We start from the raw sequence: 26531 nt of genomic DNA, 5'->3' as shown, positions 1-26531 counted from the left end.
GCGCGATTGTTCCTGCAACTGCATCAACTCTCCGGAAATCTGGCTGGTGGCGGCGGCCACGTCGACCATCATGCCTTGCAGGTAGGCGATGAAGCGGTTGACCGAATGGCCGACGGCGTCCAGTTCATCTTCGCCTTTGATCGCAATGCGTCGCGTCAGGTCTGCCTCGCCTGACGACAAGGTATCGATATTGCCGCGCAGCACGGTCAAACGTTTCATCAGGCGGCGGATGGCGATAACCAACACCACAATCAACAGAATCACCATTGGGATCTGAATCAGCCCAAGGGTCTGTAGCACCTCATTACTGTGCAAGGTCAGTAATGAGGTAGGCAGGGCGGTAGCGATCAGCCAAGGAGTGCCAGGCACTGCCTTGAGGAAAAAGGTCAGATCGCCGGCTTTTGGATCTTCGTACTCATGCTGATAAAGGTTACTGCCCGAGACGCTGCGCAGGCCTTCCTGAATCTGCTTGGCAAACAGCGATTGATTACTGAAATCTGCCACGTTCTTCAGTACGATCTCCCCAGGGATCGTGGTCTGATTGGTCAGAATCTTGCCGTCGCGTTCGACGATCATGATCTGACCCTGGACTTCCTTCTCCTTGTCCTGAACCAGGCCATTGAAAAAGCCCAGCGTAACGTCGATGGTCGACACACCGTAGAGCGCGCCGTCCTTATAGATGCCCATCGCGCAGTTGGTACGCGGCTGCGGGCTGGCTTCATCCTGATAAGCCGCCGCCCAGGCGCATTGTCCTTTGGGGGCGTTCTGCCCGGCCTTGTGCCACGACTGATCGTAATAATTAGGCGCAGCATCAGAATTCCAGTACGTGCTGACCACCAGCTTTCCTGAAGCATCCCGGTGATTAAACGTGCTGTGCTTGTTACGGCCGGGTGTGCGTTTTTCAGCCATTGGCCAGATTCCGCCGCCGAACACTTTGGCGTCCCCGTACTGATCGATCAGGCCCGGCATCACCCGATCAATCCCATCACTGTCCAGCAACGGTATTGCCTGGGTGATACCCCGCGATTGCGCCTCGACCCGAGCCAGATCCGTAAGGATGCGCGTAGCCACTTGATCGACCTTCTGCAGCACCACCTGCTCCTCGGTGGCCCTTATCTTGGGTGCCACAAAGTGCTCGATGCCTTGCTCGGTGATGAGCGCAATGACAGCGATCAGTACGATGAAAATGACGGTGTAGCGTGCCTGGACGGTTTTCATCGGCAATCTCATATCAATGGATTTTTATAAGGAGGATTTTCACGCTATCGGCTTGAGGGGGAGGGAGTTGAGCGACGCCGAGGAAAAGTTATAGCTAGCTATGCCATAGCTATATAGATATACAGCTAGATAGCTAGTTATCTATATAGCTATCTAGCTATGTTTATATGATGGCGCCCTAGCAGTATCGGTATACCGGAAGCGTAAAGACGTCGATGGGCCTCAGTGCGTATTTACAGATCGCCGACGTCAGCAGGTTCCAGCAGTTCACGATAAACCTGTGTCGTCGCGGCGCACATACGCTCGGCGGTGAACAGCTTTTGAAAGCGGGCCTTGGCATTGCTGCCAAAATTCCGAGCCTGTTGCGGGTTGTCCCAGAGCCTGCGCAGCGCTTCACGCAAAGCAAGCGGGGCATTGGGGGCAACGGCCAGACCGGTTTCTTCATGGAGGTTGACGAACGTAGTTCCAGTGCCGATCTCGCAGGAGATCATGGGTTTGCCACACATGGAGGCTTCCAGCAAAGAAATGCCAAATGCTTCTGAACGCAGATGTGAAGGAAATACCAATGCGTAACACATCTGTAGCAGGCAGGTTTTGTCTTCATCATCCAGCCGACCCAGGAACAGCACATTGCGCAACTGCAGCTTTTCGGCCTGGGCCTTGAGTGCTTGCTCCAGTGGTCCACCGCCCAGAATCACCAAGGGATAATCCACGCCTTCAAGCGCGCTGAGCAAACTGTCCAGACCCTTGTAATAACGCAGTACACCGACAAACAGGAAAAACTTGTCAGGCACACGCTTGCGCCACTGTTCCTGTTTTTGCGTCGAGACTGTCGGGTAGGCCGACTGATCCAGCCCGTAAGGCACCACCGTTGTTTTGTCTGCGAACGGCTTGAGGGTTTCGCTGGACTCCAGATAATTCGGCGAGGCCACCAGGATACGATCCATGCTGCTGAGGAAACGGTTCATCAGCGGGCCGTAGAGCTTCAGGAGCGTGCGCTGCTTGATGATATCCGAGTGATAGCTGAGCACCGTCGGCCGGCCGTGACGGGTGGCGAAATGCACCAGGTCCATCATGGGCCATGGGAAGTGAAAGTGAACCAGATCGGCCTCGGCGGCCATCTGCTTGAACTGTTTGAATGCCTGCAACGAGAAACCGGTGGAGGCAACGTTAAAGTTTTCCTTGACCCGGGTAACCGAGTGATCGGCTATTGTCAGGCGGGCAGGGAAGGGGTCGGGACTTAATGTGAGCACCTGGCTTTCGACGCCAAAGGCTTGGTTGCCTTTGCAGAGCTGAAAAATAACCTGCTCGATGCCGCCAGTGGTGTCTGGATAGTAAGTCTTGAAAAAGTGCAAAACCTTAATCATAAGTGCTCGTAAGACAGTGCTGTTAGGGTCAGGGACCCACTGTGCAGGCAAAGAGACGGTACTTCAGCGATGGATGCTCGCTCGTGGCATACGAGCGAGATTCAATGGATCAAGCCTACACAGCCTGGCTGGCAGCCAGCATCCAGCTCAGGGTTTCCTTCAACTGAGGCGTTTCCCAGCCATTCACCAACGAGCGCAGCCGAGTATTGTCGCCACACAACGTTTTAACTTCGTTGGCGCGAACAAATGCTGGATTCACCTCGACAACCATGTCATGCCCGGTTATCTCCCGGCACATATCAATGACTTCCCGAAGCGAATGAGTCACGCCTGAACTGACGTTGATCGTTTGCCCAAGAGGTTTGACCTCAAGCAAGCCCCGGTAAGCGCTGACAACTGCCCGGACATCACTGAAGTCGCGCCATACATCAAGATTGCCCAGTTCGATCTTTTCAGCCTTGCGCGCAAAGTGAGAGACGATTTTCGGCAATAGGAAGTTTTCGGCTTGACCAATACCCGTGTAGTTGAACGGTCGGGTGATCACGATAGGCAAGCGGTTCAGCCACAGACTGGCCATGTACTCCATGGCCAGCTTGCTGACTGCATAATCATTGGCGGGTGACGGAGCCGTCGACTCATCCAGCATGCCCGATGATGCATTGCCATAGACGTTCGCGCTGCTCGCGAGCAAAACACATTCAGGTGTCTTGCCGCATGCCTCGATAGCCTCAAGCAGGTTACGGGTTCCAATCAGATTGACCTGATAGAACGCATTCGCCGCCCCATGGCCCACAAAGGCCAATGCCGCAAGATGAACCACGATGTCCGGCTGAATATCTGCCAGTAGCTTGCTTAAGCCTGTCGCGTCAGACAGGTCGACCTGATAGTAACCAGCCTCGTCAGAAGGTTGGCTGCCCATCCCGACAATCTCACAACCTTGAGCGGCAAGCTCGGCCGCCATGAAACGGCCTGTGAAGCCTTGGATACCTGTAATCAGTGCTCGCTTACCGGCAATACTCATCAGAAGGAAAAGCCTTTTTCGTTTCGACGCAGATCCGCTTCAACCATCATGCGGCACAGCTCTTCGAGGTTGGTCTTAGGCTCCCATCCCAGGACTTCTTTTGCCTTGGCCGGGTTGCCGATCAGCAGTTCGACTTCAGTCGGGCGATAAAATTTCGGATTGACCGAAACCAGCACTTTGCCCGTGGCCGCATCAAAACCTTCTTCGGCCTCAGCTTCGCCTCGCCATTGCAGCGCGATACCGACAGCCTTGAAGGCCATGGTCACGAAGTCGCGTACAGTCTCGGTGCGGTTGGTGGCCAATACAAAAGTATCCGGCTCGTCGGCTTGCAGCATGCGCCACATACCTTCGACGTATTCCTTGGCGAAACCCCAGTCGCGCTTGGCGTCCATGTTGCCCAGTTCGAACTTCTCGATCAGGCCCAGTTTGATCTTGGCCACGGAGTCAGTGATTTTACGGGTCACAAACTCACGGCCGCGCAGTGGCGATTCATGGTTGAACAAGATACCGCTGGTGGCGAAGATGCCATAAGACTCGCGATAGTTGATGGTCATCCAGTGAGCGTACAGCTTGGCCACGCCGTAAGGGCTGCGCGGATAGAACGGCGTGCTTTCGATCTGTGGAATAGCCTGTACCTTACCGAACATCTCCGAAGTGGAGGCCTGATAGAAACGGACCTTCGGGTTCACGATACGGATGGCTTCGAGCAGGTTCACTGCGCCCAGACCGGTAATTTCGGCAGTGGTCAGCGGCTGTTCGAACGAAACACCCACGAAGCTCTGCGCGGCAAGGTTATAAACCTCGGTCGCTTCGGTGGTTTGCAGCAAACGAATACTGGCCGACAGGTCCGTCAGGTCATACTCAACCAGATGCAGATTAGGGTTGTTCTGGATTCCGAGCTCTTCAATACGCCAGAAATTGACAGAGCTGGTCCGGCGATAAGTGCCATAAACGGTATAGCCTTTTTCGAGCAGAAGTTCAGCCAGATAGGCGCCGTCTTGCCCCGTGATACCAGTAACGATTGCTTTCATGCTGTGTTTTTCAACTCCATAAAAAGAAGAGAGGGAAGCCTCTAGATCAAGATCAGCGGGGCATCCAGTCATAAGCGAAGGCGCGATGATACAGCTTAAAAAGCTTGGATACGACCCGCCACAGCTGTGTTACTGCCCAGACAGCCAGCTGCCTGGTAACGATCATGAGTTCGTCCGAGCCCGTGCTGTATCAGAGATGATCCCAGCGTCAGATGTAGCAAACATCGGTTCCGGGTAAAGCGTCGGAACCCGTGACTGGTTCACTCGTCACTCACACAACGCTGAGTTCAATTGAAGCAGCTAAACGCGTACATGCTCTATTTGATATAAACCGTGAGGTGGAAATGTCAGATGGCCACTGCACGTAATTAGTTCTTGGGTGTCTGATCGAGTGCGCAAAAAGGACCGCTGACAATTAATACCTGCAAAATGCGTGCAGGGTGGCGCTCAACTGAGGTGTATCACAGCGGGAGCATGAAGGGGGTAAGCCTCGGCAAACGCCGCCCTTTCAAAACCGCCCATCCTCGCGTCAGTGGCGCAAATCAGTTTTTTCAAATCAGTCTCAAGGGTAGACAAACGGTGACTATTTTAGCGAAGACGATATAGTGCGCCTCAAAGAAATATAACGAGGGTTTGGTCTGGAGGCTCATCTCTGGACGCGCGACCGTATCGTTGCCGCAGACCTTGAGATTCAGCTGTAAATTGCACGATTCAGAATCGCCAAGAGTGAAGCAACCTGGCTTCACTTTTACCAGGAGTCAGGAATGTTGGAGTTGTTCAAAAGCCTTTGGGGTTACCGGGGCTTCGTTTTTTCATCCATCCGTAATGAATTTTCTGCCCGCTTTGCTCGTAGCCGCCTGGGCGGCCTGTGGATGATCATCAATCCGTTGGCGCAAGTCGCCATTTATGCCTTGGTGCTCTCCAACGTACTGGCCGCGAAGCTCCCCGGGATCGACAACAAGTACGCCTACGCGCTCTACCTGATGGCGGGTATGCTGGCATGGAGTCTGTTTTCGGAAATCATCGGCCGCTGCCTGACGTTGTTTATCGACCAGGGCAACCTGATGAAGAAAATGCGCTTTCCACGTATCACCTTACCGGTGATTGTCGTGGGATCGTGCCTGCTCAATTATGTGCTGCTGTTTGTCGCGCTGCTGGTGGTCTTTGCCCTGCTGGGCCAATGGCCTCATCTGCAGATGCTTTGGCTCATCCCGTTGACGGTTGCTGTTACCGCTCTGGCTGTCGGCCTGGGCTTGATCCTGGGTGTACTGAACGTCTTCGTCAGGGATATCGGCCAGGTGGTGCCTATCCTGCTGCAAGTCTGGTTCTGGTTCACCCCCGTGGTTTACCCCGCCAATATCATTCCCGAGCGCTTCAGAAGCTACATGGACATGAACCCGATGTACCCGATTGTCAGTGCCTACCATGACATTTTGGTATACGCCAAAACCCCGGATCTCCAACAGATCGCCGTGACCACTGTTATCGCTTTGGGCTTGCTGCTGCTGGGCCTGTTTATGTTCCGCCGCGCTGCGCCGGAAATGGTGGATGTGCTATGAGCCTGCTGACTGTCAATAACCTGGGCAAGGCCTACCGTGTCTATGCCTCTGAATTCCAGCGTATCGGCCGTTGGTTCGGGCTGCCGACCAAGCCCAGCGAAGAGCACTGGGTGCTCAAGCACATCAGTTTTTCAATCAAGGCTGGGGAGGCCATCGGGATTGTCGGTCAGAACGGTGCGGGTAAATCCACGCTGCTGAAGATGATCACCGGAACCCTGCAGCCCACCGAAGGCGTCGTACACGTCAATGGACGCATCGCGGCCATTCTTGAGCTGGGGATGGGCTTCACCCCTGACCTGACCGGTCGCCAGAACGTTTTCCACGCCGCTGGCCTGATGGGTTTCAGCGCCGAGCAAATTCACGAGGTCATCAACGATATCGAGGCCTTTGCCGAAATTGGCGAGTACTTCGATGAACCCGTGCGCACCTACTCCAGCGGCATGCAGATGCGTGTGGCGTTTGCAGTGGCCACGGCGATTCGTCCCGAGATCCTTATCGTGGACGAAGCGCTCTCAGTGGGTGACAGCTACTTCCAGCACAAAAGTTTTGATCGTATCCGCGAGTTTCAGGCGCAGGGCACCACGCTGCTGATCGTTTCCCACGATCGTGGCTCGATCCAAGCTCTGTGCAACCGCGCCATCCTGCTTGAAAAAGGCACGGTCATAAAAGACGGCAAGCCCGAAGAAGTCATGGACTTCTACAATGCGCTGATTGCCGAGAAAGAGAACGCAACGGTTCAGGTCCGTGAGCTGCAAGACGGCTCAATCCAGACCCGATCCGGCAGTGGCGAGGCGAGTATCGAGTCCGTCACGCTGCACAACGCCGCCGGTGACCCGATTGAGTATGTATCCGTCGGAGAAAGCGTTTCCTTGCGCATCTGCACGAAGATCAATAGCGCCATTCCTGAACTGGTGGTCGGCTATTTGATCAAGGACCGACTGGGGCAGCCCGTTTTTGGCACTAACACTCATCATCTGGGCTGCAAGACTGACAGCCTGGAAGCGGGTCAGGTGCTGAACTACGCATTCAGCTTTGCTGTGAATCTCGGGGTTGGGTCCTATTCGGTCGCCGTTGCACTGCATACCGCTGACAGTCATTTATCCCGTAATTATGAATGGGTGGATTTAACGCTCGTGTTCAACGTCGTCAATATTTCACAAAAAGAGTTTGTTGGCGTCGCCTGGATGCCGCCGACCGTGGAGTGCAGCCAATGAGCATTCCTTTCTATCGTGCTTTTGAAGACCGCCATCGTGGTTCGCGTGAGCTTATCCGCGAACGCCAGCAAGCTTATCTTCCCTTCATAAAGCCCCTCACGGAAATGTACTCGGAATGCAAGGCCCTTGACCTGGGTTGCGGCCGGGGAGAGTGGCTGGAGATCCTGCAGCAGACGGGCTTCGAGCCGTTGGGCATTGACCTCGACCAAGGGATGCTTGAGGCTTGCGTCGAGCTGGGCCTCCCTGTTGAACTTGATGATGCACTTGGTGCATTGCGCAAACTGCCGGACGACAGCCAGGCGCTTGTCTCCGGTTTTCATATTGCCGAACATATTCCGTTCGATGATTTGAAAATTTTGGTAGCTGAGGCGCTTCGTGTGCTCAAGCCCGCAGGCCTGCTGATTCTGGAAACCCCCAACGCAGAGAATCTGGTTGTCGGTGCCCAGAATTTCTACCTTGACCCTACCCATGAGCGACCGATCCCCCACTTGCTCCTTAGTTTTCTTACTGAGTTCTCAGGTTTCAATCGCACAAAACTGATGCGTTTACACGAGCCCTCAGTATTAGCTGAAGGGGGACCTGTCGGTTTGATGGATGTTCTAGGCGGTGCCAGCCCGGACTACGCAATTGTGGCCCAGAAAGTTGCCCCAGATGAACAGCTCGCTACGTTCGATGAGGCATTTCGCAGAGACTATGGTTTGGCACTCGATATTCTTGCTCAGCGATACGATGCGGGTGTTGAAGCTCGAATAGCGGGGCTAGATGCGGGTGTTGAAGCTCGAATAGCGGGGCTAGATGCGGGTGTTGAAGAGCGAATAGCGGGGCTAGATGCGGGTGTTGAAGCGCGAATAGCAGAGCTGGAAAATCGGTTCGCTATACATTTCCAGCTTGCAGACACACAGAGCCAGCAGATGGAATCAAAAGTGCAACAAGTGCTTGAGCGGTCCAATCTAATGCTCGGCAGAATGAAAGATGCAGAAAGAAAAGCTCAGTCGGCCGAGACGGCAGAGATGGCACAATTGTCAGCGCGCCTGAACGACTCCTTGAGTAATGCGCATAACTGGTACTTGCGCGCTACCGCGTACGAACAGCAACTGGAAGCCGTGCGCAACAGCACATCATGGCGCATTACCGCGCCGCTTCGCTTCATCGCGCGTGCTGTCTATTGGCCGTTTCGTTCCCACCGGTCATCGCTGGTTGACGTGCTGCGCCGCAACGCGCTTCAGGCACAGCTCTGGCTGGCACGTAGGCCCGCCATTCAGCGTCGAGTCCGAGCAGTATTGAGCCGTAGCCCATGGCTGCTGGCCAAGCTGCACAGCTTGCATCAACACATTGTCACGCCTGATGCCGCGCAAAGTGCCAGCGATCCTCAACACGGCGTGATTGATCACGCACCACTGACCCAACGGGGCCGCACGATCGAAAGTGCTCTCAAAGAAGCCATGATAAAGGGCCAGAAATAATGCGGATCGTAATTGACATGCAGGGCGCGCAGACTGAAAGCCGATTCCGTGGTATCGGCCGCTACAGCTTGTCCCTGGCCCAAGGTATCGCACGTAATCGCGGCGAACATGAAGTGTACCTGGTGCTCAACGGCATGCTCAGCGAAAGCATTGACAGCATCCGCACCGCGTTCATCGGTCTGCTGCCGCAGAGCCATATACGCGTGTGGTATGCCCAGGGACCGGTCTGTGAACATGTCCCGTCCAACAGCGCCCGAAAAGAAGTGGCGCAACACATTCGACAAGCGTGCATCGATGACCTGCAACCGGATGTTGTCCATGTCACCAGCGCGGTGGAAGGTTACGGTGACGACGCCGTTATCGGCAGCCCGCTGCTGGACACGCATGCATTGGTCTGCGCCACGCTCTACGACCTGATCCCGCTGGTCAGCCCTGAGCAGTATCTGGACGGCAACCCCGGCTATAAAAAGCATTACCTGGAAAAAGTCGAAGCCTTCAAGAACTACGGCTTGCTGCTCTCCATCTCCGATTTCTCCCGGGAAGAAGCGTTGTCGTTACTGTCGCTGGACGGCGCTAACGTAGTCAACGTCTCCACCGCGGCAGATGATATTTTCCGGCCGGTGACACTGAGCCTGGATGAACGTCATGCACTTGAGAAGAAATTCGGCCTCAAGGAAAAGTTCGTGTTGTATTCCGGCGGCGCTGATGACCGCAAGAATCTGCCGCAACTGATCAAGGCCTTCGCTGTTATCAAGGCGGAACAGGAAAACATTCAACTGGTGTTCGCTGGCAAAATGCCCGAATTCCACATCAACAGTTACCGAGAACTTGCCCAGGCACAGGGCCTGGGCCGAACCGACCTGGTGTTTACCGGCTACATAACCGACCCGGAACTGGTGGCGCTGTACAGCTTATGTCAGGTGTATGTGTTCCCCTCATGGCATGAAGGTTTCGGCCTGCCACCGCTTGAAGCCATGAAGTGCGGTGCGCCGGTGATCGGCGCCAATACATCCAGTGTGCCCGAGGTGATCGGCTGGGAAGACGCCACGTTCGACCCGTTTGATAACGACGCCATTTCAGCAAAGCTGCGCCAGGCCCTGACGGACGATGCATTCCGCAGTGCGTTGGCAACGCATGGCCTGCAGCGGGCAGAGCACTTCTCCTGGGACCATACTGGTCAGGCGGCGGTGGCGGCTTTCGAAAATGCCCTGGCGAAAGTCCAGCGGCCCGTAGAGCCGGCGCAGTCGTCTTCAGCCGCGTTACAAACGCTGATCGACGCCCTGGCGGATACCGGGCACCTGAACACAGGCGCCGTGGACATTGCGCGGCTGGCCAAGGCCATCGACTACTCGCTGCAAGGTCCTGCGGATAAACCGACCCTGTTTGTCGACATTTCAGAGTTGTGCAAACACGACGGCAAAAGCGGTATTCAGCGCGTTGTGCGCAGCATTCTGGCGCAGTGGCTGAACAATCCGCCCGACGGCTATGTGATCAAGCCGGTGTACACCAAAGCGGGCGAGCCGTTTTACCGCTATGCGGCGCAGTTCACCACGCTGTTCCTGGGCAAGGACGCCAGCGAAGCAGGCCAGGATGAAGCCATCAGCTACCGCGCAGGGGATGTCTATCTGTGTCTTGATCTGCTGATGGACGTGCTGCCGCACAAACAAACCTACCTCGATACGATGCGCACCCATGGGGTCAGCATCTTTTTCGTGGTCTACGATCTGCTGATTCTGCAACTTCCTCACTGTTTTGTTGAAAGCCTGCAAGCGCACTATGTGAAGTGGATTCATGCCGTGGCCCAGTACGACGGCGCGATGTGTATCTCTCATGCGGTGGCTGATGAACTGCGTGAGTGGCTGGACAAGAATGCACCTCCACGCAAACGGCCTTTCCATATTGGCGCGTTCCACCTGGGGGCCGATATTGATCAGTCAATGCCTTCTACCGGTTTGCCAGAAAACCCGGCGTTGCGGATCGAGTCTTTAGGGCCATTCCCGAACTTCCTGATGGTTGGCACGCTGGAGCCCCGGAAAGGGCATGCCCAGACCCTTGATGCCTTTGAGCTGCTTTGGGCAGCTGGCGTTCAGGCAAACCTGATTATCGTGGGCAAACATGGCTGGCTGGTGGATGAGCTGGCTGCCAGGCTGGTGAGTCATCCAGAGCTGGGTAAACAGCTGCTCTGGCTTGAAGGGGCAAGCGACGAATACCTGGAGCATCTCTACAACCACTGCGATTGCCTGATCGCCGCCTCCTATGGGGAAGGCTTCGGCCTGCCATTGATCGAAGCGGCGCAATACAAACTTGCGATTATCGCGAGGGACCTGCCTGTTTTCCGTGAAGTGGCGGGCAAGTTTGCCTGGTACTTCAACGGCGCCACGGCGCAGGATATTGCTGACAGCCTGGCCGAATGGCTGAAGCTGTATGCAAACAAGCAGCATCCGCAGTCTGGAGAAATGCCTTGGCTTACCTGGAAAGGCAGTGCCCAGCAGCTCATTGGCGAGATTGAAAAGTGCACGTTTTAACGCGCCTGCCACTACACAGTTTGAATTTCGGGGCGTTTTGATTATGGGTTTCAAGCTTGACTCAACGGGGAGGGCCGGCTTTGCGGTGGCTTTGGCGATTGGATTGCTGTTTGTCTGGCGATACTTTCCCGCCGGTTTCGTCACCGGGACTTCTTCTTATTGGTTGACTGAAGTGGATGACGTCACCCAATACTTTGCGGGTTTCAATGCGTTTTTCCACGCACCGTTCAGCTACCCCCTGTTGGCTTTCGATAGCATCAACTATCCGCAAGGCACCCGGGCAACGTTCGTAGACGCAATCCCGCTGTACGCACTGCTGCTCAAGATTTTTGTGCCGGCCAGTTTCGCCCCCTTCAATCCCTTCGGAGTCTGGGTAGCCCTGGCATTTGTGGGCCAGGCGATATGCGGTTGGTGGATACTTCGCGAACTGCAGGTCAAGTCATGGCTGGCTTTGCTGGCCTTAACCGTGTGCCTGTTGACATTCCCGGCGCTCACCACGCGGTTGGGTCATATCTCGCTGATGTCGCACTGGATCATATTGTCCTCCCTGGCCCTGTACATTCGGTGCAGACGGACCACCGAACCACAGCGTTGGGGCTGGTCACTGCTGCTGGTGGCTGCGTTCTACGTCAACATCTACTTGTGTGTGATGGCGAGCGCCGTTTATGTGGTCAGCTGCCTGTACAACCGTGCAAGGTTCCACCCGGCCGAAGTGGCCCGGGCGCTGATACCGTTCCTGATCATCGGCGCAAGCTTGTTCCTGACCATATTCCCGATGGAGCGAGTGACGGTGGTGCCGGAGACAGGGTTTGGCACGTACTCGATGAACCTGCTGTCGCCGTTTCATGGTGGCAAGTACTTCATATTTCCTGACCCGGAAATGCCGGGCCAATATGAAGGCTTCAACTACCTGGGCCTTGGCGTGCTCCTGGCGTTTGCATTGAGCGTGACGCTGAACCGCAAGGCCGCTGTGGGCAGCTTTTCAACGCACCGGGCACTGACATGGTTAATGGTGCTGTTCACAGCCTATGCGCTGTCCAACATCGTTTATTACGGTGTCCATCAAGTCGTCACCCTTAACTACCCGTCGTTCATGGACCGAATCACTTCTCAGTTCCGGGCTTCAGGCCGTTTCTTCTGGCCTGTCGGATATTGCGTCGTCATCTTTGCTATTGCGACTCTGTACAGGAAACTCAGTGCGGTTGTGTTTGCAGGGTGCATGGTTGTACTGATGGTGTTGCAAGTCTCTGACCTGTCCAACCTGCGCCATCGACTCGTCGACACCGCCAAGCGTCCGGCGGCTGCGGTATTGACGCAGCCTGAATGGGATCAGCAAGTCACCCCCGACATTCAGTACCTGTACTTCTTTCCCAAGTTTCGCTGTGGGCGTTCCGACCTGATTCTCAACACCTTGATGCCCACCATGCGCTATGCCGCTGTGCACAACATCAAGATCAATACGGGCTATGTAGCACGCGCAAACTCCAACTGTAGCGTTCAGAGCACTCAGTCTGAAATCGCTGCATCAGCGCCGGACCATTCCTTGTATGTGTTTGTCAAAGGCGACTTCCCGCAAGTGGAACAGGTGAAAGCCTTGTTCCCTGCCAATCAGCAGCCCACCTGTAAAGAAATCGACTTTGCCCATATTTGCCGTCTTAACCAATCGGGGCGTGAAACTCAATGATCACTCTAGAAAAGCGCAAGATTTCCCTGGTGTCCCCTTTCTACAATGAAGAGAAGGGCGTGCAGGCATTCTTCAATAGAATCAATGAAGTGTTTGCGCCGCTGGCCGAGCGTTATGAGCTTGAAGTTATCGCTATTAACGACGGCAGCCGTGATCAGACCTACGACGAGTTGGTCAAGGCCAAGGCCAATAACGATTACCTGACTGTCGTCGACCTGTCGCGTAACTTCGGAAAGGAAGCGGCCATTTCGGCTGGCCTGGACTTCGCCACCGGCGACGCAGTCATTCCGATTGACTCCGATCTTCAGCATCCGCCTGAAGTGATCATCGAACTCATTGAAAAATGGGAAGAGGGCGCCGAGGTCGTGCTGGCCAAGCGAGTCGATCGAGAAACCGATCGACCTATTCAAAAGCTGACGGCCAACTACTTCTACAAACTGCATAACCGGATTTCCGACATCGACATCCCGGCCGACGTCGGCGATTTCCGCCTGATGGACCGCAAGGTAGTCGAAGCGCTGAAAACCTTGCCGGAGACCCGCCGCTTCATGAAAGGTCTGTTTGCCTGGGTGGGTTTCCGCACCACCACGGTGGAGTACAAAGTGGCGCCTCGCGAACATGGCACAACCAGCTTCAACACGTGGAAGCTGTGGAACTTCGCCCTTGAAGGCATTACCAGCTTCAGCTCGGCACCGCTTCGAATATGGACGTACCTCGGCTGTGCCGTATCGGCCCTGTCGTTTGTATACGCCGCCTATCTGCTGATCAAAACCATGTTTTTCGGCGCCGACACGCCCGGCTATGCGTCGCTCATGATCACTGTGTTGTTCGCCAGCGGCGTGCAGTTGATCGGGATCGGCGTGCTGGGTGAATACGTGGGCAGAATCTTTGCTGAATCCAAGAAGCGGCCGGTCTATATCGTCCGTGACGTGATCAAGTAATCCACGTGATCATTCCCGAGAAATACCATCAATTCATACGCTTTGGCCTGGTTGGCGTTGCGAACACAGCCGTGCATGCCGGCATCGTCATTGCCTTGATGGAGGCCTTTGCGCCTCCGGCCTTTGTGGCAAATGGCATCGCGTTCGTGTTTGCCAACCTGATGTCCTACGCGCTCAACAGCCGGTTTACCTTCAGAACCCCCGTGAGCTTCCTGGGGTATCGGCGCTTCCTGCTGGTGTCCCTGGTCTCCCTGGCCCTGACGCTGCTGATCACCTCGGTCGTTGAATACCTGGGTTGGCATTACGGTATCGGGTTGGTCATGGTGATTTTTGTGGTACCGGTGTTGAACTACATGGTCATGAAGATCTGGGCTTTCGCCCCCGCGCACTAAAGCGGGGGCGATGTGCCTGCGGGGGTACGCGAAATCTAAGGCCTTGCCTGCCTCGCCACACGGGTTTTCAACCAGCGCAATGGCGCCGTAATACGCCAACTGGTAGACCGATAGATTGCCGCGAGCGTCTGTTCGTGATGGGACTGCATATTCTGCAGTTCAGCCGCTGATAAAGTCGCCATCGCCGGGCTGCCGAAGCGGGTATTGACCCACACCTGTGTGCCGTCCAGATAGGTCAAGGCCGTCAACTCGGTGTCGCTGCCTGGCGTGAACTTACAGGGCTTTTCATAGAGCAACTTCCAGCCGTTGTCATGCAGCAGATCAATAATGCCGCCCTCCAGCGCCCGGCTATGGGTGGCCACCAGCAATACCCGCACCTTACGCTGCAGTGCATCGAGGGATGCACGGATGGATTTCAACTCGAAACCCTGTATGTCCATGTGCAGGAAGTCCACTGCCGGCACATCCGACAGCACGGCTTCAATCGTATAGGTGTCAATTTCTTCTGCGTTCACGGTAATGCCCCGGTAATCTTCGCTGCCGCCCCCTTCAATAGGCGACGCGCCCCAGTCCAGAACGCTCTGGGACCCGAATGAAACCTTACCGTTATTGTCCGAAATTGCTCCATGGATGCACCGCACCTGAATTCCGCTGGCGGCCGGGTCGACATCGTTTTGCAGGTGGTTTTGTGGAAGGGGCAACCCGTTATCGACAAGGTTGGTGTGGAGCAGTTGATGGCGCTGCAGATCCGCCTCCACCCCAATAAGGTTTATGTTCAAGATCCCTCTTCGTAAGGCCGCCTTGGCCCCAAACACCAGCCATGGGCCATAACCGGCACCCAGCTCGACCACCGTGAAGCTGTTTTTGGCCTGCTCGAGGGCAACGATTGCAGCGAGATACTCGATGGTCTCGGCATGCAATGCGTCATCGGGAAAGGGGATGGCTGCGACGCGCTGCTCTGCGGGGTGGCTGTCGATCCCGAAATAGGACAGTCGGGTTCTTACGCCGGAAAAGTCCGTATAAAAGCCCGGCGAGGGCTGCGCTTCGGGCGCGCGGTACTTATCGAACAGCTGCAGATCACTTAACTGGACGCCCAGATACACCTGGTTCTCTGAGAGTGCGTCACGTATTGTTTTTTCCATGTGAGGTCCGCCTGCAATGAATATTCAATTCATCCACTCGCGTCGGGGCGAGAAAGCTGGCGATGGGATTGTCTGAGGAGCACGAAAGAAAATCAATCACCCTACTGCAAAGACGAGAAATTGAAGCGCAGCTTATCTGCCTTCACCGTCGCAAAAATATCGGTGAAGGACGACGTTGAACCCGACTGAGATTAGCCCCCTGCCTTTCGGCGTCACCGGCCTCAGACTCAACCAGGGACCACAACTTGATCTGCCCTGCTGGCCAGCCATGGGTGTTTTCTCAGATCGCACGTGGCCGCACTTGTAAGGTTCAGGTAGACTCGTTCGCTGTGATGGTACGGTGTGTGTGGTATTTCATTAATGCTGTCGTCAGCGATAGCGATAACTGATCCAAGATAATGATAATGCGCTGTGTAGCGTGTGCGCGTTTATAGCGAATAAGGGAAAAATATGAGGTCATCCATACCTGGAAAGGGGCTTCACAGGGAGCGGGATCTTTCACTGGATGGCATTAAATTCATTGCCATTTTCCTGGTTATATTGATACATGTTTCCGCGAAAGGCTTTTCGTCCATGGGGACTCATTGGTGGGCGGTTAATTTTTACGAGAGCGTTTCACGAGTGGGTGTGCCGTTATTTTTCATGGTGACAGGCGCGCTGTTGTTGAGCAAAGAGACAAGTGCAAAAGCAAGTATTAAAAGAATTTGGCGTGTTGTCTTGCCGTTGGTGTTCTGGTCAGTTATTTATCTTTCGTGGTTTGAGTATACCGGTACATCGTTTAACAACTGGATAGCGACGATAATCAAGGGTCCAATAGTTGCGCATTTCTGGTATCTTTATACGCTTATCGGGGTTTACATATTTTTGCCCGTGATGATCGGCTTCTGCAAAGTTGAAAACACCAGTTCGCAACTTCTTGCCCTTGCTGGCTGTTTCATAGGCAGCAGCATCGTGCCAATGCTCTATGCCCTTCAGCACACCACCTACATTGGGATTGAGTGGAATTTTCTTCCCTTGTATGCCGGGTATCTCATTGCGGGCTGGTTTTTATACACTACCTTCAACCGCTCGAGTATTCCCCTGTGGATCGTTGCAGCGGTATGGTTTATGTGTGCCTCGGCGACCGCCATATTTACGTGGCAACATTCACTCTCTATCGGCCATGCCGATGAAACATTCTACGTTTACTCATCACCCTTCGTTATCGTAGGAGCCCTCACTTCATTTGTGTTGATTCGCGCCTTGTTTACGCTGTTTCTGCTAAAAAGCAGTGCGGTATGCCGGTTTTTAATATTTGCCGGAAAGCTGAATTTCGGTATATATCTGGTGCATGTTTTAGTCATGTTTTGGGTCGATCTGAATGGCCTAAGCTATAACGTTATCAATCCTTGGGTCGGAATACCGGTCACCTCGCTTGTGATCTTTATTCTGAGTGGGTTGCTGGTTTATATCGTACAAAGAATTCCGTTCCTCAAGCAGGTAGTTCCTGCCTGAGCACATTGGCATGTTGTGTGGTTAACCAAACGACGGCTATCAACCGCCAGGACGCTGAATAGCCAAAACGCCTGGTTAGCACGCAGGCCGTGCTCCAATAGTTTCCAGAAAAGCAGGATGGCGACGCCGGGTAGCCATCCTGCTATTGAACGGCACGCTCAATCGAACAGATCTGCCTCACCCAGCGCCTTGCCTTGCTGGTCCTTGCCGGACAGCAAAGGCGTGCAGTCCGTTGGCCATTCGATGCCGATGGACGGGTCGTTCCAGGCGATGCAGCGTTCGCTTTGGGTGGAGTAGAAGTCCGTCGTCTTGTACAGGAACTCGGCCGTGTCGCTCAGGGTGATGAAACCGTGGGCGAAGCCGGCGGGGATCCAGAGCTGGTTGCGGTTTTCTGCCGAGAGCAGCGCGCCGACCCATTTTCCGAAGGTCGGTGATGAGCGGCGAATGTCCACCGCCACGTCAAACACTTCGCCCTGGATAACCCGGACCAGCTTGCCCTGTGCGTGGGGGGCCAGTTGATAGTGCAGGCCGCGCAGCACGCCTTTCACGGAGCGTGAATGGTTGTCCTGGACAAAATCAGGCTGCAGGCCGGTCACTTCCGCGAACACCCGGGCGTTGAAGCTTTCGTAAAAAAAACCACGGTCATCGCCGAACAGCTTGGGGGTAAACAGCACGACTTCCGGGATTGCCAACTTCTGGGCTTGCATCAAAACACCTTTTCTTTGAGCAGGTTTTTCAGGTATTGGCCGTAACCGTTCTTGGCCAGCGGTTGCGCGAGACGTTCGAGTTGAGCCGCGTCGATCCAGCCTGAGCGGTAGCAGATCTCTTCCGGGCACGCGACTTTCAGGCCCTGACGGCGCTCCAGCGTTGCGATGTATTGGCCAGCCTCAAGCAGGCTGTCATGGGTGCCGGTGTCCAGCCACGCATAGCCACGGCCCATGATCTCAACATGCAATTGCTGTTGTTCCAGATACAGCATGTTCAGGTCCGTGATTTCCAGCTCGCCACGGGGGGAGGGCTTGAGTTCACGGGCCAGATCCACAACCTGGTTGTCATAGAAATACAGGCCGGTCACTGCATAGTTGGATTTAGGCACCGCCGGTTTTTCTTCCAGCGACAGCACGCGTCCGGCATCGTCGAACTCGGCCACGCCATAACGCTCGGGATCCTGCACGTGGTAGGCAAACACCGACGCGCCGGATTCGCGATGGTTCGCGTTGTTCAGCAACGACTGGAAGTCATGGCCGTAAAAGATGTTGTCGCCCAACACCAAGGCCGACTGATCGTTGCCGATGAAGTCCGCGCCAATCATGAACGCCTGTGCCAGCCCATCCGGGCTTGGTTGTACGGCGTAGGACAAGTTCAAGCCCCACTGGCTGCCATCGCCCAGCAGCTGCGAAAAACGCGGCGTGTCCTGGGGCGTGGAGATGATCAGGATGTCACGAATCCCCGCCAGCAGCAGCGTGCTTAACGGGTAGTAAATCATCGGCTTGTCGTACACCGGCAATAACTGCTTGGAGACCGAAAGCGTTGCCGGGTGCAGACGTGTGCCAGAACCGCCAGCCAGAATTATTCCTTTGCGTGCCATAAAAATCCTTAGTGTTGAGTTTCATCCAACATGCGTTGAACGCCTTGTTGCCAAGGCGGCATTTTCAATTGAAAAGCGTGTTCGAGTTTGCCGAGCGCCAGTCGCGAATTGCGCGGCCTGGGGGCGGGCAGCGGATAAGCTTCGGTGGCAATGGCCCCGAGTTGATCGGCCGACACCTTAAGCGTAACGCCGCTTTGTTCGGCGTGCTGCAAAACATAGCGGGCAAAGCCATGCCAGGACGTTTCGCCTGCGGCCGCCAGATGGCCAATGCGGTCGGATCCTTTCGTGCGTCTGAACCTAGCAGAGTATTATGGCTGATCACATCGGCTATGTGGGCAAGAGCTCCAGCGTCAGCACTTTCGGGCGACAGTTTGTTTCCGGAGTAGTGGCAAAAAAACCTACCTGGCTTGGCAATCCGGGCTTATTTTGGATATGCTCTTTGGCCACCAGGTTTCGCTAGCGCACGGTAACGACTACATGATGGGCCACCGCAACGGCTTCATTGCTAAGCGGTTAGGCAAAAGCTCAGCGAGGCCGGCTTCTAGGAAGTCAGAGTACTCAAGGGCGATTCGTTCAATTGTGGGCCGTGGCGGTGAGTTGCAGACACACCAGACGCAAGCCCAATAGCCAGAAGCCAGCCATGTCGCAACCAATAAAAATCGCCGAGCTTTTTGCAAGTCTGCCATCTCAAGTCGGCGCGGAGTATGCTTATAGCCAGCCGATTACTGGGCTTGACGTACCGGGCATCAGCGCTATTTACGGCCTCCACCTCGCCATCTGGCAATTGCGCGATCAGGATCTGCAAAGAGACTTCCCGCTCGATACGCTTAATGGACGGTGCGGCTTTCTAGCTTGGTGCGTGTTACATGGACGCCATGAATATGCAGCTCTTAGCCAGTTGACACCGTTCTGGAAAACACTCTCCCAACGTGCAATTCTGCCTCACAGCGAATGGTCCGGTGGTATCTCGCGCTTCCTGCAACTGGTCATTCATGGCCGCAGCGATCTTGGCATCGATCCCGAACTAAAAACCTCAGACGCACAGCGTGATGCACTTCATTGGTTTTTCGGATCTGGTGGCTGGCAAGATCTGGCAGTGAGCGCGCAGGACGTACCAGGCTGGCAACGACGCTTCTTGCTGGATCAACCCGATCTGCTCCACAGCCGCTTTGCACGCCTGCTGTTAGAGAAGCGGCCAGACCTGCAAGCCATATTCCGGCAGGAAACCATTGCAGGTCTTGCAGGATTCAGGAGCTGGCTCGCACAAAGTGCCCCGCATGAAACGGGTCTGCCGCTGCTACAGAAAATCCCGCTCCAGGCATGGCCTGAACACACTGCCCAGCCATTCCAACGCTGTAATGAGAGCTTCGGTGTCAACCTGATCGGCTACGCCTTCGGCGAGCTGGGTATCGGCGAGGATGTCCGCATGGCCGCGCATGCTTGCCAGGTTGCAGGCATCCCCTTCTGCGTCATCGATTTCGCCCCGGGCAGTAACGTCCGCCAGCAGGATCGCAGCATCGCGCAATGGGTGACAGACACCCCACGCTATGGCATCAATATCGTCTGTCTCACCGCTATGGAGCATCTGAGGCTCTTCCTCACACGCGGTGCCGAACTGTTCCGCGGTCGCTACACCATCGGCTACTGGCCATGGGAGCTGCACAACTGGCCAGCCAACTGGGAGCACTGCTTTAACCTTATCGACGAGGCCTGGGCATCGAGCCGACATATCGAACAGGCCATGCAGCGTGCCAGCCCGGTTCCGGTGCATTGGATGCCGATGGCCGTGCGCCTGCCCGACGAAGTCGATACCACCGCACTGCATCAGCGATCACGCTTTGGCCTGCCGCCGGACAAAACACTGTTCGTGTTTTCCTTTGACGGGAACTCTTTTATCTCTCGCAAGAATCCGCTCGGCGTTGTCGAAGCCTTTAAACGTGCTTTCACGACCACTGATCAACATGTCGGCCTGGTTATCAAGTGCATGCGCCCTGACTCGAAAAACTCGATCTGGAAGCAAATTCTGTCAGCCGCCCAGAATGACCCGCGTATCTTCATTATCGATGCGATGCTTGAAAAAGCCGATGTCCTGGAGCTGTACCGCGCCTGCGATTGCTTTGTATCCTTGCACCGTGCCGAAGGATTTGGGCGCGGCATTGCTGAAGCCATGTTGCTCGGGTTACAGGTCATCGCCACGGATTACGGCGGAAATACTGATTTCTGCCGCGCGGCGGGCGCGCGGCTGGTGCCCTTCCGCTTGCAAGCTCTAGAACCGGGTGAGTATATCGAGGCGGTGGGTCAATTCTGGGCCGAGCCGAATATTGGCGCAGCCGCGCATGCCATGATTGACGTCGCCAATCGCTTATCCCGTGAAACTGAATCTCTACCTTTGGGTCTCGGGCAGCGTTATAACGAAATTTTCTCTACTACTGCCATTGGGGTAGTTTACCGCCGCCGAATAGCCGACTTGATCGAACTCAAGCGGAAATCATAGTGAATCAACACATCATGTGTTTTCATCCGGTAATGCTATCCGGTGGCAATGGCACCCCTCTCTGGCCGATAGCGGCCCAGGATGAAAACGACAATGCCATTCACCGCAACGTTTTTCTTTCAGGTTGCCGCAATGCTTTTGTGCGATCGGATAATAGCCATGTCGCATTGATCGCTTTGGAAGACATCGTGATGGTCGATACCGCAGGTGCTGCACAGGCAATGCAACGGGATAAGGCACAGGAAGTAGTAATGACCCGCACTGCGAAAGTGACTGAAGGCGAAAAGAAAACTCTGCTCAGTGAAAAATCACTTTATATTCCTCTAGAAAAGATCCATAAATTAAAAAACACGGAAAAAACCAAATTCCACATGAATTGAGGTCCAGTCCGGAACCGACCTGGATGAAGACTATAGTGCTAGAGTTTGTGATAATTACGGAAGAAGAAAATGACAGAAAGTATTAAATACTCGATAGATAAGTTTACGAAAAGAACTCTAGACGGCTGGATATTTTCGCCTGGTACTCCAGAGAAGCATAAAGAAATAGGAGTAACGACCAATAACAGAAAGATGAAAGTCACCGCGAACAAATATCGCGCAGATCTAGAACAATCAAAGATAGGACGTGGCGATCACTCTTTTAACATCGTATTTCACCCTGAGCTCTCAGACGATGAGTATCTTTCTGCAGAAATAATGGAAATCAGCACAGGAACAAATCTTCAAAGTGAAGATCAAATTTCAGCACTGAGATTAGCCACAAAAAAAACAGTATATTTAGAAGTTTCTGATCTGATTAACTTCCTCCGCCACGAAAAAAGAGTCACCGGTATACAGCGTCTTGTTTCGCAGCTATGCCAATCGATAATTGAAGAAGATCGTAAAAATAGCTATAAGTTCTGCACGCTTCTGTCGGAGGCAGATAATGCCCTATACGAAATAGACCGAGATACCTTTAAGGAGCTAATAGGCGCGATATTAGGTGACATCAAAGGGGACGGATTAACGCCGTTAATAAACCTAGCGACAAGTAACATACTCCCGATTAATATAGCAGATGGGGATATGCTATTTGGCACGGGTGCGTCTTTTAGCTTTCAAAACTACACATTAGCAATAAAAAAATTAAAGCTAGAAAAGCAAATAAAATATGGAACAATCATTTATGACCTTATACCGTACCATAGCAGAAATACCCTCCCGCCCGAGCTATCTGTACGGTTTTCACTTTGGTTGTCAGAGATAGTTGCAGTTTCGGACATACTTGTTTCGATTTCTGAATACACTAAAAAAGAACTCGATCGCTTCATACTCGAAAAAAATATTGTTCCTATAGAATCACAGAGTACCTTCATACCCCTAGGGTCACATCCTTCAATAAAATCCTCAAACAGCAAAATACAGAATAGGTATTTTATCGAGGATGATTTCTGCATCTTTGTGTCAACCATAGAGACCAGAAAAAATCACGCCGCACTTATAAAAGCATGGGAAAAAATCCTTGACAAAAATCCACCTCAGTTGATTATTGTCGGGAAAAGCGGTTGGGGTTTCAATGAAGTGCAGGCTCTAGTTCAAGACAATAAAGAGCTTTTCAGGAAAGTAACATTTATTCATGATGCCTCTGACAGCGACCTAGAGTGGCTGTACTCAAACTGCTTGTTCACCGTATATCCCAGTCTGTATGAAGGATGGGGGTTGCCGGTAACTGAAAGCCTGACAAGAGGCAAGTTCTGCATTTGTTCAAATACCACTTCGCTGCCTGAGGCGGGCGGTATTTATGCTGATTACTTTGACCCTAAAGATATCAATGATATATCCAGAAAAATACTTTACTACATTGAAAATAGATCAGAAATAAAAGCAAGGGAAAGCCTTATAAAAAATTCTTACAGGCCTAGAACCTGGCAAGACTATGCATTTGACCTTGATAATCTGCTGGACTCCACTCACAAGAGTGATGATAAAGAGAAATCGGATACAACGTTAGATGGTGGAGTTATTTACAGTTTTTCTAATGTAATAAATCCAAGAGAAAGTTTTTTTGAATACATTAATCACCGATCAACAGCCTACTCAATCCTTAGCCAAGGAGACTGGTTTGTTCCAGAAAGCTCCGGTCGCTGGCTACAAGGAAATTATGGGTCAATAAGGATAAAAACTCACCAACCACAACAGAAAGTAGCGGTTTACATAAAGTATTGGCTAGCCCCAAACCTCGAATCTATTAGCTTTGAGATAGCACAAAGCAAAGAATATAACGAACTCATGTCGCTCAAGGGAAACGAGATAGCAGGCCATAAACTTATAAAAGTCAATACTGTATCGGACCAAACAGGGTGTGTGGAAATAGAATTCATAAGAAGAAGCCATCAGAAAAATCAGCACCCAGATGCACGAGATATTTTTATAAATCTGCTGTCTGTGGCTGTGGCACATGACCTTAGCGAAAGGATCGACATTCTTGAAGGTCTGCTTCTATGAGGCCGAAAATCGGAAATCTGGGTGTCGTAACGTCAAAATATACAGCGTCCAAGATGCGTTAAATTTTTAGTTTCGCTCTCGAAGGCTTCTGGTGGCAGTAGCTTTAAGGAGGCTTTCGAAAGAGATGGGGGGGGGTAAAACTGCGCCTCCCTATTGCATAACTCGATAAATGAAACCATACGAAGCATAGTGGGGGCGATTGAATAAAATGAAGAACTCAATAGAAATTTCTGATAATGTAGTTTTTTTCATACACATACCGAAGTGCGCAGGTACTTCGCTAGGATCTTTTTTTAATAAAAAGCTAAGGCCTAGTGGCCATTTTTTCTGGCATGGTCACGACGGCGATATAAATAAACTGGCTAGTGAAGAAGCATTTTTTTGCAGCACCGGTAACGACGCGATCAAGTTTATTGGCGGGCACTTTACATTAGGTGCAGCAAAAAAAATAATTGCAGATGCAAAAGTGTCTAACCCAACAATATGTTCGGTAATACGAGACCCTCTTGAGCAGGCCGAATCATACTTTCACTGGATTACTTCAGAGTCTGCTATAAAGGGAGCAAAACATCCGCTTTATGAACACTGCAAAGAGATGACCCCAGAAGAGTTTTTCTGTGATGAAAAAAACCTCTCCGAGGTCAGCAACATACAGTCGAAATATCTGCTGGGTGTGAACTGCGGAATACGCCAGAGTCACGACATTAAAAGTTTATCGCTAAATCTCCTTTTGCAGAATAATTTTTACATTGCCGACGTGTCAAAAGCCGACCTGCTTGTTTCGAGAGTGGCCGAGCTCCTTTTTTTAAATGACTCTAACAGCCCGCAGGTCATGCGCGCCCCGCGCGAGAATATATCAGGAGCCAGAAAGTGCAAATTCAATGAAGCAACTATAGATATTATTAAAGAAATATTCTGGGGGGATATTCTTCTGTATGAGACATTAAATAAGTCCTACAAAAACGCCGTCAATAATATGTTTTTTGAAAACAACCCCACCTAAGAATGCTCCGATCAACTTACCGCGCAACGCGCGGTAAGTTGAAAATGGCATCGCGTTTTGCGCCAAACGCATCGTCTAAAAACACCTGCGAGTTTTCAGGCCGGTAGCGCAGACTGCCCAGCCACAGATGCTTGTGTGGTATTATTCAGGCGCATTACTATGTTGCGCCCGCTTGGTGATAGCGGCGACCCACAGAGCCACCAGCATGGCGACGCCGAGCACCATCAGCGAAGGGCCTCAGCGCGCGCTCACGCCGCAGATGCCCATTACCACGGCGGTACCGGCTATGATCAACTGTGGATCGATGGCTCATCCAGCGCGCGCAGCAAGGTTTCGACACAGGTTTGCAGGCTACTCTCGCCAGGGAACAGATGCACGTCGGGATTCACCGGACCCTCGTAGCTGCTGTCAATGCCGGTAAAGTCTTTCAGCTCGCCCCGACGCGCCTTGGCGTACAGCCCTTTGACGTCGCGCCGTTCGCATTCTTCCAGTGGAGTATCGACGAAGACCTCGACGAAATTTCCCTCCGAGAACAGTGCACGCACTCTATCTCTATCTGCGCGGAACGGTGAAATGAACGCGGTCACTACTATCATTCCAGCGTCTACCATCAATTTGGCCACTTCACCTACGCGACGGATGTTCTCCGCACGATCATCGGCACTCATGCCTAGATCCTTGTTCAGCCCTTGGCGCACATTGTCGCCGTCAAGAAGAAATGTATGCCTCCCAGCTTTGTGCAGAGACAGCTCCAGCGAATTGGCTATGGTCGACTTGCCCGAGCCGGACAGCCCAGTTAGCCAGATGCACCGGGGACGCTGGTTGAGGCTGGCAGCGCGCATGGTTTCGTTAACCTGGGTATGGTGCCAGATCACCTCCGCTTTACTGTTGTGCTCGCGGCGTTCGTAGACGATACCATCCTTCCAGGGCCCAACTTCTGGTAGCCAGTCCGTACTAGGCGCGGCACATACAATAAAGAGCGGATTGAGAAGAGTATCTGTGCGCTGCATGTAGCGCAGGGGCTCCAGTGTTGGCCAGGCAAGTACCTGACCGCCTGCAGCACTGACTACCGCATGTGCTGCCGCCGTATCCCACTCGCTGGTTGGCCCAATACGTGGATAAAGGTCGGGAGCACCTTCTACGACCAGACATAGTTTTAGCGAGCTGCTTATGCTGCTCAGTTCAGAATGACGCATGCCAGCCAAGAACGCATCGAACTCCGAGGAGACGTACGAACGACTGTCGATGACCCGGCAGGTACGTTCGCCCGTAGGCGGTATCGTCACGCGAATGGCCCGCACGTCGCCATCGGCTGTGGCCTTGAAAGCACCGACACCGCGTGATCCCCAGTAACTAACGCACAGCGCTGGGGCATGCACTACCCCTAATACGGGCTCGCCATGCTCAATCAGCGCAATGTTTACGGTGAATTCGTCGTTTTTCTTGCTGAGCTCTTTTGTACCATCTAGCGGTGTAACCAGCCAGTAACGCGACCACCTGCGTCGAAGTTTGCTATCAACCTTGGCCGACGCCTCTGAGAGCACAGGGATTTCCGGGGTCAGCGTACTCAGCTCCGTGAGGATATGCCTGTGAGCAAGCAGATCGGCCTCAGTCCGCGAACTATGGTTCTGTTTATTTTGCACGACGCAATCACGTTGGTAGACGCACATTATGATTTGGCCGGCGCCTTCGGCGATGCGGCGGATAGCTTGTATGTCGATCATAGTACTCGCTGTGATTTTCTTAATAAGCGGTTAACAAGAAGTCAGGTTGCATTCCTTTCCGAATCCGCTCTGAAATTCATCGAGTGCACCCAACAGTTCCAAATGGCTGTGCTTGCGGAAAGGTAGCCACTCGTACTTCTTGGTCTGAGGATTCAATCAAGTTCAGTGGGCAGCTATCCTGAAAA

General features: G+C 53.3%; 19 protein-coding genes and 2 pseudogenes. 12 read left to right on the top strand and 9 right to left on the bottom strand.

The window, feature by feature from the left end; all coding sequences use genetic code 11:
* Nucleotides 1–87: 87 nt before the first annotated feature.
* The 4 genes and pseudogenes from ACP7B0_RS20300 to gmd form a co-directional block, all read right to left on the bottom strand.
* Nucleotides 88–909: pseudogene (locus ACP7B0_RS20300) on the bottom strand (HAMP domain-containing protein); the annotation flags it as partial.
* A 542-nt stretch (nucleotides 910–1451) separates the two neighbouring features.
* On the bottom strand, nucleotides 1452–2585 hold the full coding sequence (locus ACP7B0_RS20295) for a glycosyltransferase family 4 protein (RefSeq protein WP_426143421.1): 1134 nt from the start codon (nucleotides 2583–2585) through the stop codon (nucleotides 1452–1454).
* Between the two features lie 115 nt (nucleotides 2586–2700).
* Nucleotides 2701–3606 carry a GDP-mannose 4,6-dehydratase gene (locus tag ACP7B0_RS20290; RefSeq protein ID WP_426143420.1) on the bottom strand — a complete coding sequence of 302 codons (906 nt, stop codon included), beginning with the start codon at nucleotides 3604–3606 and terminating at the stop codon, nucleotides 2701–2703.
* Nucleotides 3606–4637 (bottom strand): GDP-mannose 4,6-dehydratase, encoded by a 1032-nt coding sequence (gene gmd, locus ACP7B0_RS20285; RefSeq protein WP_426143419.1) that lies wholly within the window; start codon nucleotides 4635–4637, stop codon nucleotides 3606–3608. Before gmd ends, ACP7B0_RS20290 begins: the two co-directional genes overlap by 1 nt.
* Before the next feature lie 764 nt (nucleotides 4638–5401).
* Here gmd and ACP7B0_RS20280 point away from each other — a divergent pair.
* From ACP7B0_RS20280 to ACP7B0_RS20250, 7 genes are read left to right on the top strand one after another with little or no spacing between them, the layout of a single operon-like run.
* Nucleotides 5402–6196, top strand: a complete 795-nt coding sequence (locus tag ACP7B0_RS20280; protein ID WP_426143418.1) for an ABC transporter permease — start codon at nucleotides 5402–5404, stop codon at nucleotides 6194–6196.
* Nucleotides 6193–7410 (top strand): ABC transporter ATP-binding protein, encoded by a 1218-nt coding sequence (locus tag ACP7B0_RS20275; RefSeq protein ID WP_426143417.1) that lies wholly within the window; start codon nucleotides 6193–6195, stop codon nucleotides 7408–7410. The genes ACP7B0_RS20280 and ACP7B0_RS20275 overlap by 4 nt, the downstream gene beginning before the upstream one ends.
* Nucleotides 7407–8873, top strand: a complete 1467-nt coding sequence (locus ACP7B0_RS20270) for a class I SAM-dependent methyltransferase (RefSeq protein WP_426143416.1) — start codon at nucleotides 7407–7409, stop codon at nucleotides 8871–8873. Before ACP7B0_RS20275 ends, ACP7B0_RS20270 begins: the two co-directional genes overlap by 4 nt.
* A complete protein-coding gene (locus ACP7B0_RS20265) occupies nucleotides 8873–11398 on the top strand; it encodes a glycosyltransferase family 4 protein (RefSeq protein ID WP_426143415.1) in 2526 nt (841 codons plus the stop codon). Before ACP7B0_RS20270 ends, ACP7B0_RS20265 begins: the two co-directional genes overlap by 1 nt.
* A 43-nt stretch (nucleotides 11399–11441) precedes the next feature.
* On the top strand, nucleotides 11442–13082 hold the full coding sequence (locus ACP7B0_RS20260; protein WP_426143414.1) for a DUF6311 domain-containing protein: 1641 nt from the start codon (nucleotides 11442–11444) through the stop codon (nucleotides 13080–13082).
* Nucleotides 13079–14023 carry a glycosyltransferase family 2 protein gene (locus tag ACP7B0_RS20255; RefSeq protein ID WP_426143413.1) on the top strand — a complete coding sequence of 315 codons (945 nt, stop codon included), beginning with the start codon at nucleotides 13079–13081 and terminating at the stop codon, nucleotides 14021–14023. The genes ACP7B0_RS20260 and ACP7B0_RS20255 overlap by 4 nt, the downstream gene beginning before the upstream one ends.
* 5 nt (nucleotides 14024–14028) lie before the next feature.
* Nucleotides 14029–14415 (top strand): GtrA family protein, encoded by a 387-nt coding sequence (locus ACP7B0_RS20250; protein ID WP_426143412.1) that lies wholly within the window; start codon nucleotides 14029–14031, stop codon nucleotides 14413–14415.
* A gap of 35 nt (nucleotides 14416–14450) precedes the next feature.
* Here ACP7B0_RS20250 and ACP7B0_RS20245 read toward each other — a convergent pair whose 3' ends face one another.
* Nucleotides 14451–15518, bottom strand: coding sequence for an FkbM family methyltransferase (locus tag ACP7B0_RS20245; protein ID WP_426143411.1), 1068 nt, complete (start codon nucleotides 15516–15518; stop codon nucleotides 14451–14453).
* 489 nt (nucleotides 15519–16007) lie between these two features.
* Between ACP7B0_RS20245 and ACP7B0_RS20240 the strand changes: the two genes are divergently transcribed.
* Nucleotides 16008–17051 (top strand): acyltransferase, encoded by a 1044-nt coding sequence (locus tag ACP7B0_RS20240; protein ID WP_426143410.1) that lies wholly within the window; start codon nucleotides 16008–16010, stop codon nucleotides 17049–17051.
* 158 nt (nucleotides 17052–17209) lie between these two features.
* Here ACP7B0_RS20240 and rfbC read toward each other — a convergent pair whose 3' ends face one another.
* The 3 genes and pseudogenes from rfbC to ACP7B0_RS20225 form a co-directional block, all read right to left on the bottom strand.
* Nucleotides 17210–17758: a dTDP-4-dehydrorhamnose 3,5-epimerase gene (rfbC, locus tag ACP7B0_RS20235; protein WP_426143409.1), complete on the bottom strand. Its 549-nt coding sequence runs from the start codon at nucleotides 17756–17758 to the stop codon at nucleotides 17210–17212.
* A complete protein-coding gene (gene rfbA, locus ACP7B0_RS20230; RefSeq protein WP_426143407.1) occupies nucleotides 17758–18639 on the bottom strand; it encodes a glucose-1-phosphate thymidylyltransferase RfbA in 882 nt (293 codons plus the stop codon). Before rfbA ends, rfbC begins: the two co-directional genes overlap by 1 nt.
* 8 nt (nucleotides 18640–18647) lie before the next feature.
* A pseudogene (locus ACP7B0_RS20225) lies at nucleotides 18648–18908 on the bottom strand (sugar nucleotide-binding protein); the annotation flags it as partial.
* A gap of 371 nt (nucleotides 18909–19279) precedes the next feature.
* On the opposite strand from ACP7B0_RS20225, the gene ACP7B0_RS20220 reads away from it, so the two are divergent.
* The 4 genes from ACP7B0_RS20220 to ACP7B0_RS20205 all read left to right on the top strand — a co-directional run bounded on the left by ACP7B0_RS20220 (nucleotide 19280) and on the right by ACP7B0_RS20205 (nucleotide 24622).
* On the top strand, nucleotides 19280–21133 hold the full coding sequence (locus tag ACP7B0_RS20220; RefSeq protein WP_426143406.1) for a glycosyltransferase: 1854 nt from the start codon (nucleotides 19280–19282) through the stop codon (nucleotides 21131–21133).
* Nucleotides 21133–21513: a hypothetical protein gene (locus ACP7B0_RS20215; RefSeq protein WP_426143404.1), complete on the top strand. Its 381-nt coding sequence runs from the start codon at nucleotides 21133–21135 to the stop codon at nucleotides 21511–21513. Before ACP7B0_RS20220 ends, ACP7B0_RS20215 begins: the two co-directional genes overlap by 1 nt.
* A gap of 69 nt (nucleotides 21514–21582) precedes the next feature.
* Nucleotides 21583–23619 (top strand): glycosyltransferase family 4 protein, encoded by a 2037-nt coding sequence (locus ACP7B0_RS20210; RefSeq protein WP_426143403.1) that lies wholly within the window; start codon nucleotides 21583–21585, stop codon nucleotides 23617–23619.
* 208 nt (nucleotides 23620–23827) lie between these two features.
* Nucleotides 23828–24622: a hypothetical protein gene (locus ACP7B0_RS20205; RefSeq protein WP_426143401.1), complete on the top strand. Its 795-nt coding sequence runs from the start codon at nucleotides 23828–23830 to the stop codon at nucleotides 24620–24622.
* A 290-nt stretch (nucleotides 24623–24912) separates the two neighbouring features.
* On the opposite strand, the gene cysQ is transcribed toward ACP7B0_RS20205, so the two are convergent.
* The gene (cysQ, locus tag ACP7B0_RS20200; RefSeq protein WP_426143399.1) at nucleotides 24913–26346 is read right to left on the bottom strand and encodes a 3'(2'),5'-bisphosphate nucleotidase CysQ; all 1434 of its coding nucleotides are present in this window, start codon (nucleotides 26344–26346) and stop codon (nucleotides 24913–24915) included.
* Nucleotides 26347–26531 lie beyond the last annotated feature (185 nt).

Source organism: Pseudomonas sp. DWP3-1-2 (assembly GCF_049896285.1).
Lineage (GTDB): Bacteria > Pseudomonadota > Gammaproteobacteria > Pseudomonadales > Pseudomonadaceae > Aquipseudomonas.
Note: the sequence above shows the minus strand (reverse complement) of the source record. Positions and strands in the feature narration are given on the sequence as shown.

What these genes read in the sequence shown, in the direction of transcription:
- ACP7B0_RS20295 (WP_426143421.1), bottom strand. Translation starts at nt 2,585, where the DNA reads ATGATTAAGGTTTTGCACTTTTTCAAGACTTACTATCCAGACACCACT.
- ACP7B0_RS20290 (WP_426143420.1), bottom strand. Translation starts at nt 3,606, where the DNA reads ATGAGTATTGCCGGTAAGCGAGCACTGATTACAGGTATCCAAGGCTTC.
- gmd (WP_426143419.1), bottom strand. Translation starts at nt 4,637, where the DNA reads ATGAAAGCAATCGTTACTGGTATCACGGGGCAAGACGGCGCCTATCTG.
- ACP7B0_RS20280 (WP_426143418.1), top strand. Translation starts at nt 5,402, where the DNA reads ATGTTGGAGTTGTTCAAAAGCCTTTGGGGTTACCGGGGCTTCGTTTTT.
- ACP7B0_RS20275 (WP_426143417.1), top strand. Translation starts at nt 6,193, where the DNA reads ATGAGCCTGCTGACTGTCAATAACCTGGGCAAGGCCTACCGTGTCTAT.
- ACP7B0_RS20270 (WP_426143416.1), top strand. Translation starts at nt 7,407, where the DNA reads ATGAGCATTCCTTTCTATCGTGCTTTTGAAGACCGCCATCGTGGTTCG.
- ACP7B0_RS20265 (WP_426143415.1), top strand. Translation starts at nt 8,873, where the DNA reads ATGCGGATCGTAATTGACATGCAGGGCGCGCAGACTGAAAGCCGATTC.
- ACP7B0_RS20260 (WP_426143414.1), top strand. Translation starts at nt 11,442, where the DNA reads ATGGGTTTCAAGCTTGACTCAACGGGGAGGGCCGGCTTTGCGGTGGCT.
- ACP7B0_RS20255 (WP_426143413.1), top strand. Translation starts at nt 13,079, where the DNA reads ATGATCACTCTAGAAAAGCGCAAGATTTCCCTGGTGTCCCCTTTCTAC.
- ACP7B0_RS20240 (WP_426143410.1), top strand. Translation starts at nt 16,008, where the DNA reads ATGAGGTCATCCATACCTGGAAAGGGGCTTCACAGGGAGCGGGATCTT.
- rfbC (WP_426143409.1), bottom strand. Translation starts at nt 17,758, where the DNA reads ATGCAAGCCCAGAAGTTGGCAATCCCGGAAGTCGTGCTGTTTACCCCC.
- rfbA (WP_426143407.1), bottom strand. Translation starts at nt 18,639, where the DNA reads ATGGCACGCAAAGGAATAATTCTGGCTGGCGGTTCTGGCACACGTCTG.
- ACP7B0_RS20220 (WP_426143406.1), top strand. Translation starts at nt 19,280, where the DNA reads ATGTCGCAACCAATAAAAATCGCCGAGCTTTTTGCAAGTCTGCCATCT.
- ACP7B0_RS20210 (WP_426143403.1), top strand. Translation starts at nt 21,583, where the DNA reads ATGACAGAAAGTATTAAATACTCGATAGATAAGTTTACGAAAAGAACT.
- ACP7B0_RS20205 (WP_426143401.1), top strand. Translation starts at nt 23,828, where the DNA reads ATGAAGAACTCAATAGAAATTTCTGATAATGTAGTTTTTTTCATACAC.
- cysQ (WP_426143399.1), bottom strand. Translation starts at nt 26,346, where the DNA reads ATGATCGACATACAAGCTATCCGCCGCATCGCCGAAGGCGCCGGCCAA.